At 65.9% G+C, this 14,043-nt stretch carries 2 protein-coding genes; both read left to right on the forward strand.

The features are described 5' to 3' along the window. Positions 1-10: 10 nt before the first annotated feature. Entirely contained in the window at positions 11-10,210 is a 10,200-nt protein-coding gene (locus AB4O22_RS13510) for an amino acid adenylation domain-containing protein (protein ID WP_460096478.1), read from the forward strand. Beyond that, positions 10,207-14,043 carry a non-ribosomal peptide synthetase gene (locus tag AB4O22_RS13515; RefSeq protein WP_460096479.1) on the forward strand — a complete coding sequence of 1,279 codons (3,837 nt, stop codon included), beginning with the start codon at positions 10,207-10,209 and terminating at the stop codon, positions 14,041-14,043. Before AB4O22_RS13510 ends, AB4O22_RS13515 begins: the two co-directional genes overlap by 4 nt.

Here is a 14,043-nt window from a genome sequence, read left to right on the forward strand (position 1 = left end):
CCAAGCAAGCATGAACAACATCGAAGACATCTACTCCCTTTCGCCGACCCAGCACGGCCTGTTGTTCCACAGCGTCTATGAACCGGATTCGCGGGTTTATTACCAGCAATTGAGCCTGGACATGAACGGCCCGCTGCAACTGAACGCGTTTCGCGCTGCCTGGCAGGCGCTGATGCAGCGCCACGCGGTGCTGCGCAGTGCGTTTCTCTGGGAAGAACTGGACGATGCCTATCAGGTGGTGCAACAGGAAGTCGCCCTGCCCCTGACCGAACTGGACTGGCAAGACCGCGCCGAGCCACAGGCCGCGCTGGAGCAGTTGGCACTGGAGCAGCGGGCGCAACCCCTGGAGCTGAATGACTCGCCGCTGATGCGCGTGTGCCTGGTGCGCCTGGCCCCCGAGCGCTGGCACCTGATCTGGACCTTCCATCACATCCTCATGGACGGCTGGAGCGTCGGCATCGCCGTCCAGGAGTGGCTGGCGCTGTACTACGAACAAGCCCATGGCCGCCCCGCCGACCTCGCGCCGACCCGCCCTTATCGGGACTACATCGCCTGGCTGGCGGAACAGGACATGGTCGCCACCGAAGGCTTCTGGCGCGAGCAGTTGCAGGACGTCAGCGAGCCGACCCCGCTGCCCACCTTCGCCGTACGCCAGGCGGCACCGGCAGGAGCGCCGTTCGCCGAACGGGAAAGTCTGCTGGCGGCCAGCGAAACCGAGCAACTGGCGCACTTCGCCCGCCAGAACGATCTGACCATCAATACGCTGATCCAGGGCGCCTGGGCACTGCTGCTGGGCCAACACGCCGGGCGTGACGACGTGGTCTATGGCGTCACCGTCGCCGGACGTCCGGAGAGCCTGGCGGCAGTGGACAGCACCGTCGGGCTGTTCATCAATACATTGCCGCTGCGTGTGCAATGGGCTGACGAGCCGACGCTGGTGACCTGGCTGCAACACTTGCAGCAAGCCAACAGCGATCTGCGTCACCACGCCTACCTGCCGCTGGGCAAGCTCAAGTCGATGACGCGCATCGCTGCTGAACAGGCGCTGTTCGACTCGATCCTGGTGTTCGAGAACTTCCCGGTCACCGACGCGCTCAACCAGGACACCGGCGGCTTGAGCTTCAGTGCCCCGAGCAGCGACCGGCAGGTCGACGGCATTACCCTCACCCAAGGCCGCAACCACTTCCCGCTGTCGCTGATCGTGGTGCCGGACAAACAATTGCACTACCTGATCAGCTACGACCGCAGTCGCTTCAGCGATGCCGAGGTCGCGGTGTTGTCGGCACAATTGCGCGCCATCCTGTTGGCGATGACGGCGCAAGCGCAGTGCCGGGTCAGCGAGCTTGAATGGCTGAGCCCTGAAGAACGCCAGCAACTGCTCGTGCAGGGTCGCGGCGTGCAACTGCCGGTGCCTGAGGCGTGCCTGCACCAGCGCTTCGAACAACAGGTGGCCGCTCACCCGGAACACCTGGCGGTCCGCGACCGTCAGGTCGCCCTGACCTACCGTGAACTGGACCAGCAGGCCAACCGCCTCAGCCAGTATTTGCGCGCCCAGGGCATCGACCACGACAGCGTCGTGGCACTGGCCCTGGAACGCAGCGCCGAGTTCGTGATTGCCCTGCTGGCCACCCTCAAGGCCGGCGCCGCCTATCTGCCGCTGGACCTCAAGCAGCCCGCCGGGCGCCTGGCCGATGTGCTGGTGGACAGCCGCGCCGCACTGCTGATCGGCGCGTCCGCCTCGCCCCTGCTCAAGGGCCTGGCCGAGCACACGCCGACGCTGTGGCTGGCGGAACAGGCCGAGACCATCGCCTCCCAGCCAGACATGCCCCCGACCGTGGCCCACAGCCCGACTGACGCCGCCTACGTGATCTACACCTCGGGCTCCACCGGCACCCCCAAGGGTGTGGTGGTCGAGCACCAGTCCATCGTCGACTACCTGACGGCGGTGCACGCAGTACTCAATCCACCGCTGGCGGCCCGTTACGGCTTGCTGTCGAGCATTGCCGCCGACCTCGGCCACACCCAGCTGTTCGGCGCCCTGTGCAGCGGCGCCAGCCTGTTGCTGGTGGATGAAGACAGCGGTTTCAGCCCCCTGGCGCTGGCCGAACTCTTCGAGCAACACCCGGTGGATGTGCTGAAGATCACCCCAAGCCACCTGGCCGGTCTGTTGCAGGCGCTTCCCGACGCCCGCCTGTTGCCGCGCGCCCTGCTGGTCTTCGGTGGCGACGCCCTCGGCCCGGCGCTGCTGGAGCAGGTCAACCGCCTGGCCCCAGGGCTCAGGGTGTTCAACCACTATGGGCCGAGTGAAGCGACAGTCGGGGCGATTGCCACCGAACTGCCGGCAGGCCTGCACAGCATCGCCCTCGGCCGGCCGCTGCCGAACCGCCGATTGCAAGTGGTGGATGCCAACGGTCGGCTGGTGCCCACCGGGGTGTCCGGTGAGCTGCTGATCAACGGCGCCCTGGCCCGGGGTTACCTGCACCGCCCGGACCTGACCGCCGAGCGCTTCCACCTCGACGCGGATCAACAACGCTGGTACCGCACGGGCGACCGCGTGCGCTGGCAAGTGGACGGCCAATTGGCGTTCCTCGGTCGGGTCGACAGCCAGGTCAAGATCCGTGGCAACCGCCTGGAGCTGGGCGAAGTAGAGGCGCAGCTCAAACGCCTGTCGCCGCTGATCGAACAGGCGCTGGTCCGCGCTGTGGAACTGGACGGCAGCCTGCGCCTGGTGGCCTACCTGGTCGCCAGCCAGTCGCTGTCCGCCACGAAACTGCGTAACGACCTCGCAGCGCGGGTGCCGGACTACATGGTGCCGGCGCACTTCATCACCCTCGACGAACTGCCCCTGACCCGTAACGGCAAGGTCGATGTCCAGCGCCTGCCGCTCCCGCAAAAGCCCACGGACGACAGCGCCACCCACGTTGCCCCGCGCAATGAAGTCGAAGCGCAACTGGCCGCCATCTGGCAGGAGGTGCTGAAGCTTGAGCGTGTCGGCGTGCATGACAACTTCTTCGCCCTGGGCGGCGACTCGATCATCAACTTGCAGATCATCGCCCGCGCCAACCAGCAAGGGCTGAAACTCACGCCCCGCCAGCTCTTCGAAAACCGCACCATCGCCGACATCGCCCGGGTGCTGGGCGCCGATGCCAGCCAGGGTGTGGCACAAGACATTGCCGATGGCTATGAACTGCCGCTGGCCGCCGGTCAACTGGCGCGCTTGCAACAAGGGCCGTTGCACGCGACTTGGCGTTGCGTGGCGCTGACCCAGGCGATCGACAGCGAGCTGCTGAGCCAGGCCATCGCCGCTTTGCAGCAACACCACCAGGCCTTGCGCCTGGCGCTCAAGGCCCTGCCGGAGGGCGAGTGGCAGCAACGGGTGCTGGTCGCGACCAAGGCCCCGGTCATCACCACCGAAAAACTGGAGACCTGCGCCCCGGCGCAACTGCAAGCCCTGGCCCAGGCCGGTGTCGATGCGCTGGACTTGGACGCCGGCCAAACCCTGCACGCCAGCTTGCTGGAAGTGGGCGGCAAGCACGCCCTGCTGCTGGCCGCTCATCCGCTGTGCCTGGACGAAGCCTCCTGGTCGCTGCTGCTGACTGACCTCAACCTGGCCTTGGCGCAACTGCGTTATCAGCGGCCGGTGCGCCTGTCCTACGCCGGTGGTGACTTCACCCAGTGGACACGGCACCAGCAAGCTCACGCACAGGGCGATGCCCTGGACGACGCCTGGGAGCACTGGCTGCAATACGCCGGTCTGGAACCGCTGCAACTGCCTGACAGCCAGCAGCCGGCCAGCGTGATCGAACAGACCCTGGCGGCCGCCACCTCAGGCGAGCTCAAGCGCCTGGGCGAAGTGCTGCAACTGGACTGGAACAGCCTGTTGGCCGCAGCCGTGGCCGAACAGTACCGTGAACTGTGCGGCAATGGCCTGATCGCGCTGAGCGTGCACGGCGCCCGGCCGAGTGTCGAGCGCTTGCCGGTCGCGGCGCCGATTGCCGTGGCCGACCTCGACCCGGCACGCATCATCGGGCCCTTGGCACTGGCGGTGCCTTATTTCCTTCAGCCCGAAGGCGACAGCCTGCTGCAACGCTTGCAGGCACTGGCCGCGCAGATGCGCGCCTACCCGCAACACGGCGTCGACTATGGCGCCCTGCGCTACCTGTCGGACAACACCTACCTGCAAGAACCGCTGCGTGACCTGCCGACGGCCTCGGTCGCCATTCGCTGGCTGGGCAACCTCGACAGCCATCGCGAAGAGCGCGGCATCCTGGCCCAGGTCGAAGCCGCGAGCCCGTCGGCGGCCTCGCCTTGCCCACTGACCCTGGACGCCTGGTGGCAGGATGACTGCCTGCACCTGCGCAGCCAGGGCACCCTCGCCGCCGACTGGGCACCGCGCCTTGCTCAACGCTTGAGCGAACTCGCCGGACTCGTCGCCACACCGGACCTGCGCCCTGCCAGCCAGGCGTTTCCACTGTGCCACAAGCAAGCGGCGACCCTGGCGGCCGAGCCGCTGGACTGGTTGAACATCGAAGACGTCTACCCGTTGTCGTCGATGCAACAAGGCATGCTCCTGCACACGCTGTTGCAACCCCACAGCGGCATCTACCTGATGCAACAACGCTACAGCTGGGACGGGGTATTGCAACGCCCGGCGATGGAAGCTGCGTGGCAGTTGTTCCTCGAGCGCCATCCGATGATGCGGACCGCCTTCTGGTGGCAGGACGACCATGAGCCGCTGCAATGCGTGTACCGCCAGACCCACCCGGCGTTCGACTGGCAGGACCTGCGTCATCTCGACGAAGAACAGCAGCGCCTGGCCATGGACCAGGCCCTCGAAGCACAACGCCTGCAAGGTTTCGACATGGCCGCTGCGCCACTGACCCACCTACGGGTGTTCCAACTCGACGAGCGACGCTTCGCCGTGGTGCGCAGCTTCCATCACATCCTGACCGACGCCTGGTGCTTCGGCCTGCTGATGGAAGACCTGCTGGCGATCTACCAGGCCATCGTGCGCCAGGAACCTGTGGCCCGTCCGCGCTTGCGCTCGTTCCGCGGCTACATGAGCTGGCTGGAACGCCATGACATGGCCGCCGCACACGCGTTCTGGCAAGCCGAAATGGCCGGTTTCAGCGAGCCGACGCCACTGCATGTGGACAGCCCCGCAGCCGGCCCGGAACAGGCGCCGGAACAGGTCGGCGACTTCGACCAGACCCTGAGCATCGCCCAGACCCAGCGTCTGCAGCAGCTATGCCAGCAATACCAACTGACCCCCAACACCTGGATTCAGGGCGCCTGGGCGCTGTTGCTGTCGCGCTACAGCGGCAACCGCGACGTGCTGTTCGGCGTGACCGTCGCCGGCCGCCCGACTGACCTCGCCGGTGTAGAAGAAATGGTCGGGCTGTTCATCAACAGCTTGCCACTGCGCATCGATGTCGACCCACAAGCGCCAGTGGCCGACTGGTTGCAGGCGCTGCTGTCCCACAACGCGCAATTGCGCGAACACGAAAGCGCGTCGCTGGTGGACATTCAGCGTTGCAGCCAAGTGCCGCGCGGCCAGCAGTTGTTCGACAGCCTGGTGGTGTTCGAGAACGCGCCACTGGATATCAGCAGCGTGCAACTGGATGCCTTCAGCATCGACATCTACGAAGACCGGGTCCACACCAACTTCCCGATGACGGTGGTGTTGTACCCCGGCGACCGCCTGGGCATTCGCTTGTCCTACGACAGCATGCGTTTCAGCACTGACACCGTGCAGCGCATGCTCGGGCACCTGGTGCAGTTGCTTTCGGGCATGCTGGAGGCACCGCAGGCGCCCCTGGGCAGCCTGCACATGCTGCCCGAGGCGGAACGCCGGCAGTTGCAGATCGACTGCAACCGCAGCGACGTCGACTTCCCACTGGAGCGCGGCTATGCGGCGCTGTTCGCTGAACAAGTGCGCAGCCGCCCGCAGCACTTGGCCGCGGTATGCCGGGGACAATCGCTGACCTACGCCGAACTGGATCGCCGCGCCAACGCCATCGCCCATGCGCTGCAAGCCGCCGGGGCCGGCCCGGAAACCCTGGTGGCGCTGTTCGCTGAGCGTGGCCTGGCCTTGCTGACGATGATGATCGCCACGCTCAAGGCCGGCGCCGCGTTCCAGGCGTTGGATATCCAACAGCCTCATGCCCGCCTGGCGGAGCTGCTGGCCCTGGGCGAAGCGCCGCTGTTGCTGGTGTGCGAGCACGCGACCTCGGCACTGGACAACGTCCTGCCGCAGATGCGCCAGCAACCCACCTGCCTGATCGCCCAGGCACTCTGGCAAGGCCGCGAACAGCCGCCGGTCAGCTATGTGCACAACCCGGATCAACTGGCCTACGTGATCTTCACCTCCGGTTCCACCGGCACGCCCAAAGGTGTGATGGTCGAACAACGCGGCATGCTCAACAACATGTTCGGCAAGGTCCCGAGCCTGGGCCTGGGTGAGCACGACCGGATTGCCCAGACGGCTTCGGCGGCGTTCGATATCAGTGTGTGGCAATTCCTCGCCGCACCGCTGTTCGGCGCCACCGTGCACATTCTTCCCGATGCCCAGGCCCACGACCCTGTGGCCTTGCTCGATGCGGTTCAAGAACAGCAACTGACGCTGCTGGAAACCGTACCGGCGCTGATTCGCGGCATGCTCCAGGAAAGCCAGGCGCACCACAGCCTGGCGAGCCTGCGCTGGCTCCTGCCTACCGGTGAGGCATTGCCACCGGCCCTGGCGCGGGACTGGTTCGCACGCTTCCCGGCCATCCCGTTGATGAACGCCTACGGACCCGCCGAATGCTCGGACGACGTCGCCTTCTACCCCATCACCCAAGCCCCGGCCGACGACTGCCTGCACATGCCCATCGGCAAGCCGACCGCCAATAACCAGGTGTTCGTCCTCGACTCGGCGCTGCGCATGGTCCCCATCGGCGTACCCGGCGAGTTGTGCATCGGCGGTGTCGGCGTAGGTCGCGGCTACCTGCGCGACCCGCAACGTACCCGCGAAGCCTTTGTGCCGCACCCGTTCCAGGCCGATGCGCGCCTGTATCGCAGCGGTGACATCGGCCGGATGCGCGCCGACGGCGTGATCGAGTACCTCGGCCGTCGCGACCAGCAAGTGAAGATCCGTGGCCACCGCATTGAACTGGGCGAGATCGAAAACCGCCTGATGCAACACCCGGCGGTGGACAGCGCGGCGGTGCTGGCGCTGCCCGACGCCCGCGGTGCGTTGCAACTGGTGGCTTGGTATGTGCTCGACGAAGCGGTCGACCTGGGCGGTGAGTCCGCGCAACAGGTCTTGAGCGCTTACCTGGGCCAGCAACTGGCAAGCTACATGGTCCCGGCCCGTTGGCTGGCCCTTGCGCAATTGCCGCTGAACGCCAATGGCAAGGTCGACCGCCGCGCCCTCGCCGCCCTGGATGTGCCCCAGGACGAGACAGCGCAGGCGCAAGGCATCGCACCGCGTACGCCAACCGAGACAGTGCTCGCCGAACTCTGGCAGGAAATCCTTGGCCTGGACGATGTCGGTGTGCATGACGACTTCTTCGCCATCGGCGGTCACTCGCTGCTGGCCACCCAGGTGTTGTCGCGGATTCGTCGACGGTTGAACGTGAACCTGCCACTGCGCACGCTGTTCGAGCGCGGCACCCTCGAACAATTGGCCGAAGCGGTCGATCAGCAGCGCAACGCCCAGACCGAAGCCGACAGCGACAGCGAGATGACCCTGGCGCCGCGCAACCAGCCGTTGCCGCTGTCCTACAGCCAGCAACGGTTGTGGTTCCTGGATCGCTTCGAAGGCCCCAGCGCCGCCTACAACATGACCACCACCGTCAGGCTGCGTGGCGCGCTGGACATCGCAGCGCTGCAAGCGGCGTTGCAGGCAGTCTTCGAGCGCCATGAATCCTTGCGCACGGCGTTCCACCTCCACGGCGACCAGCCTTGCCAGGTCATCAGCCCGGCGCCTGTGGTGGACTTGACGCCGACCGAGCTGAGTCACCTCGACAGCAAGCAGCAGGCGCCAACCCTGCAACGCCTGATCTCTGAACAGGCCGCTCGCCCGTTCGATCTGCAACAGGCACCAATGCTGCGCGCCAACCTGCTGCGCCTGGGGGCCGATGATCATGTGCTGCAACTGGTGCTGCATCACATCGCCACCGACGCCTGGTCCATGGGCATCCTGATGCAGGAGCTGATCGTCGGGTACCAGGCCCGTACCAGCGGCTCGACACCGGTGCTGCCGGTGCTGCCGATCCAGTTCGCCGACTATGCCTACTGGCAACGCAGCGAAGCGCAACAGCGCCTGCTGGCAAGGGCCATCGACTATTGGCGCCGCCAGCTCGACGGCGCGCCAACGCTGATCCCGCTGCCGCTTGACCAGCCACGCCCGGCGCGCCCCGACTACCAGGGCGCGGCGCTGGAGCAACGCTTCACCGCGGCCCAGACGCAGGTGCTCAAGGCCTATGCGCAAGCGCAACGGGCGACGCTGTTCATGGTCTTGCTCAATGCCTTCAACAGCCTGTTGCAGCGCGCCACCGGGGCCAACGACTTCATCGTCGGCACCGACCTGGCCAACCGCGAACATCCGGCCCTGGAACACCTCATCGGCTTCTTCGTCAACGTGTTGCCGATCCGTGCCCGCCTGAGCGAGGGCGAAACCTTTGACGTCCGCCTGCAACGCTTGCGCGAGGATTGCCTGTCGGCGTTCCAGCACCAGCAGGTGCCGTTCGACAAACTGGTCGAGGAGTTGCAGCCGCCGCGTACGCCGGGGGTCAACCCACTGGTCCAGGTGCTGTTCGTCATGCAGAACACACCCAGCGGCAATGCCAGCCTGCCGGACCTTGAGGTGGAGCACTTGGTATCGCCCCAGGAAAGCAGCAAGTTCGACCTCGCTGTGTTCGTCGAAGAGGACGAGGAACAAGGCCTGAACGTGCGCTGGGTGTATCGCACCAGCGTGTTGCAGGCGCAGACCGTCCAGCGCCTCGAACAAGGCTTCGAGCACCTGCTGAAGCAGCTCGTCGCGGCCCCGGCGCAGGCGCTGGACCTGTGGTCGTGGCGCCTTGAAGGCAGCAACGCTGGCGCCACGCCTGATTTGCCGCTCGACGACGCCTCGGCCCGTAGCGCGCGCAAGCAGTCGAAACTGAGCAAGCTCAAGCAGACTCGTGCAACCGCCGTGAGCCAGGTGGCCCACGAGCAGGTCCGTGCCCGCACCCTCAACGCCGGGCAGGCCTTGCCATTGGTGATCGAGCCGTTGCTCGGCGACCTGGACCCGGTGCACTGGGCGCTGCAAGCCCGGGAATGGATCAATGCCCAGTTGTTGACCCACGGTGGCCTGCTGTTCCGGGGTTTCAACCTGCCGGACGCTGGCGCTTTCGAACAATTCGCCCAGGCCATCGAACCCGACCTCTACGGGACCTACGGCGACCTGCCGAAAAACACCTCGGGCAAGAACATCTACCACTCCACGCCGTACCCGGAACAGCACATGATTCTCTTCCACAACGAGAGCTCCCATCTGCCGCAGTGGCCACGCAAGCAGTGGTTCTATTGCGAAACGCCGGCACCGCGCGGCGGCTGCACGCCCATCGTCGATTGCCGGAAAGTGTTGGCGCGCTTGCCCGAGGACATCGTCGCTCGCTTCAAGGCCCTGGGGCTGCTTTATGTGCGGCACTTCACCGACAAGCTGGATGTACGCTGGCAGGACTTCTTCAAGACCGAACAGCGCGAGGAAGTCGAGCGCCAATGCCTGGCGTCGGGCATGCGCTGGGAATGGCTGGGGACCGACAACCTGCGGATCGCCCAGCATTGCCCGGCCATCGTCGCGCATCCCGAGACCGGTGAACTGTCGTTCTTCAACCAGGTGCAACTGCACCACACCGCCTGCCTGGAGCCGGAAGTGCGCAGCAACCTGATCAGCCTGTTCGGCCCCGGGCACCTGCCCCGCAACGTGTACTACGGCGACGGCAGCGTGATCGAAGACGCGGTGATGCAAGTGATCGGCGAAGCTTATGAAGACTGCGCAGTACGTTTCAGTTGGCAAAAGGGTGACATGGTGATGCTGGACAATATGTTGGTGGCCCATGCCCGGGACCCCTTCGAGGGCGAGCGCAAGATCTGTGTCGCCATGGGCCAGATGATGCGTCGCGAACAATTGACCGGCTGCCTGCCCGAAGCACAGCCGTCGCCGGCTGCGGAGGTGCAGGCATGAGCGCCTTCGAAAAACGTGAAGAAGCCTTCGCCCTCTCGCCCCAACAACGCAGCCAGTGGTTGGCGGGGTTGCCACCGGCGCGCCTGGAACTGGAAATAAAAGGTCCGTTGGCCCTGGAACGTCTGCAGCAACGACTCGTCGCCCTGAGCGCCTGCCACGAGGCCCTGCGCCTGCAGGTGCGGCCTGAGCCTGGCTTGCTGATGCCATTGCAAGTGATCGAATCCGCCGTCATGGCCGCGAACGCCTTCAACGTCGAGGTGCAAGCAATCGGCGCCGATCGCCACCGGGTGACGCTGCAATTGCCGGCACTGAGCGCCGATCGCGGGACGTTACTGCGCCTGGCACAGGCTTTGGCCTCGACCGATGCGCCATCGGTGGATGACGAGGCCATGACCTATACCCAGTACAGCGCCTGGCTCTACGAATTGCAGGCCGATGAAGACGCCGAGACTGGCCGACGCTTCTGGGCCAGCCAGGCCCTGGACGAGCCGGCCGCTAGCGAATTGCTCTACCGCCAGGTACGCAGCGACCGCCCCGACGCCCCGGTCACCACTCGCCTGGACGCCAACCCGTCGTTGAGCATGGCCCTGGACAGCTTTTGCCAGCGTCACGACGCATCACCCGAGCAGGTCTTTATAACGGCCTGGGGCGTGCTGTTGCAGCGCCTGAGTACCGGCGACAGCCCGGCACTGACCTTGAACTGGGTCCACGATTGCCGCGACGACTATGAAGAACTCGCCGACTGCTGGGGCTTGTTCGCCAAGCCCCTGCCCCTGCGCTGGCAACCGGCGGCGGACAGCCATTTTGCCCAGGCGCTGGCGAACCTGCAGGTGCTCTGCGAACAAGCCACGGAATGGCAGGAATACTGCGGCGTCAGCGCTGCACAGCCGGGCGACGCCTCGCAGTACGGTTTCCAGTGGGGTGGGCAGTTGCCCGATCGGCTCGACACTTTGGGCAGCCTGGCATCGACGCTCACCGTGCTGGACGCACAGGCCATCCCCGCGGGCATGGAGTTGCTGCTGGTGGCCGAAACCACCGCTGGCGGCTATCGCCTGAACCTCTGCCACCTGCCGAGCCGCTACAGCGAGCAAGCCGCCCTGATCTTGCTGGAGCAGTTCCAATCGCTGCTGCTCGATGCCCTCGCCAACCCGGGCAAGCCCTTGGCCGAGCTGTCATTGCAGTCGCCGAGTTTCACCGCGACGCTGGCCGCCCTGCAGGCGCCAGTCGACGTCGCGGCGCTGCCGTTTAGCAGCGTGCCGGCGAGCTTCGATGCGTGTGCTTCGCAGTTCCCCGAGCGCTTGGCTCTGCGCGACCACTGCGGGCCACTGAGCTACGCCCAATTGCAGGCCCGCAGCAGCCAACTGGCGCATTACCTGCGCGCTCAAGGCGTGGGTCGCGAAGACCGCGTCGCCTTGTACCTGGATCGCTCTTCGCAGATGGTCCTGGCCATGCTCGCCGTGCTCAAGAGCGGCGCGGCGTTCGTTCCCCTGGACGTGCATCAGCCGGCACAGCGCTCCCTGGCCATCCTGCAACAGGCGCAGCCGGTCTTCATCCTGAGTGGTTCGGCCGGCAGCGCCCCTGCGTTGCCCGCCATCGGCAGCCTCGACCTGCGGGATGAAGCGACCTGGCAGCAAGCACCCACCACGCCAGTCGACGTCGAGATCCAAGCCCAGGACGCGGCTTACGTGCTGTTCACCTCCGGCAGCACCGGCACACCCAAAGGCGTTATCGTCGAGCATTGGCAGCTCGCCAGTTATGTCGCCAGCGTGTCCCGCCGCCTGGCGCTGGCACCCGGCGAACGCAGTGCGGTGGTCACTTCCCTGGCGGCCGACCTGGGCTACACGTTGCTGTTCCCGGCACTGCTCAGCGGCGGCGAATTGCACCTGCTGGACAAGGAAACGGCGATGGACGCCCAGGCCTGGGCTGCCTGGCAGGCGCGGTACCCGATCGACCACCTGAAGATCGTGCCGTCGTTGCTCGACGCCTGGTTGATTCACGCCCAAAGCGCTGCCGTGTTGCCACGCAAGCAATTGATCCTCGGTGGCGAAAGCTGTTCGCGGCGCCTGTTGCAAAGCATTCGCGACCTCGCGCCGACGCTGGCGGTCTTCAACCATTACGGCCCGACCGAAACCACCGTTGGCGTGGTGATGCACAAAGCCGAGCCGACCATGGATTATCGCCGCCTGCCGCTGAGCGACCGTCTCGACGGCATGCGTCTGTACCTGCTCGACGAGCAGCAAGCGCTGGCCGCCCCCGGCCAGAGCGCCGAGCTGTATATCGCCGGCCCGCAACTGGCCCGCGGTTATCTGGACACGCAACAAAACGCCGGGCGTTTTATCGAACTGGCGCAACTGCCTGGCGAACGCCTCTATCGCACCGGCGATCTGGCCCGCTATCGCCATGACGGCAGCCTGGAAATCACCGGACGCGCAGACCGCCAGGTGAAAATCCGCGGTTTCCGTGTGGAACTCGACGAGATCCAGGCGCAGATGACCGGCCTTCCCGGTGTAGCCCAGGCTGCCGTGGAATGCATCCCCCGGGGCGAGCTCGGCCAGCAACTGTTCGCGTTCATGACCCTGGCGCCCGGGCACTCGACCACGGTCGCCCGGCTGCACGGCCAGGCCCAGGATTGCTTGCCGGACTACATGCTGCCCACCCTGCGGATCGTCGAAGCATTGCCACTGATGGGCAATGGCAAGCTCGACCGCAAGACCCTGCAGCAATGGGCCGATAAAGTTCTCGACACAGTCGGCAGCGCCTTGCCGCGCACACCGCTGGAAGCCCTGCTCGCCGACGTCTGGGCGCAGGTGCTGGGCCTGGAGCGGGTGGGCATCGACGATGACTTCTTCGAGCTGGGCGGTCACTCCCTGGCAGCAGTGACCCTTGCCAGTCGCTTGCAGACCGCGCTTTCGGCACCGGTGACGGTCAATGCGGTGTTCAACGCCCCGAGCGTCTCGGCGTTTGCGGCGCTGGTACAGGCCGAGCTCAAGCTCTCGCCGCTGGTCCGGCTGTCGGCGCCCAACACCGTTGAGGCCGCCAACCTGTTCTGCTTCCACCCATCCACCGGTCACGTGCAGGATTACCGCACGCTGCTGGCGCCGCTTTCGGGCTGGCATCTGTGGGGCTTGCAGGCGGCGTACCTGAGCGACGACAGCACAGCGCTGGGCGGCGATATCGAGAGCCTCGGCGCGCTTTATGTCGAACACCTGCGCCAGCGGCAACCGCAGGGGCCTTATCACCTGCTGGGCTTTTCCCTCGGCGGCCTGCTCGCGATTGCCGCGGCCGCTCGCCTGGAAAGCCAGGGTGAAGAAGTGGCGTTTCTCGGTATCATCGACTCGCAATACCAGCATCAGGCGCCGGAAGACAGTGTCGAAGCACTGCTGGAATCGGCTTCCCAAGCAGTGACACCGGACAGCCAGGCAGTGTTGCGCCAGTTGCCGCCGCCGATCATGGCCGCTTTGCTGGCGCAACTGGACGCCCTGCCTCCAGCGGCACGCCTGCCGGAACTGGTCCAGTGGGCACGGCAACAAGGCCTGCAACTCGATGGCGACAGTTGGGAGCATTTGCAAACGCGGCTGCGCTACCAGCAGCATACGCAGCATCTGCTGGCGACTTTCCAGCCTGCCCGGCTAAGTTGCCCGGTGCATGTCTGGTGGGCCAGCGACACCCTCGCCCAGCCTGACTTCGCCGATCCGCAGTGGGAACGCTTGAGCAGCGGGCCGTTGACCCGCGAGGTCATCGCCGCACAACACCTCACCATCCTTGAGCAACGCGCCTTGCATGAACAATTGGCGGCGCGCCTCACGGCCATTGCTACACACGGAGCGGTTTGA

The organism is Pseudomonas sp. S3_B11, assembly GCF_054667715.1.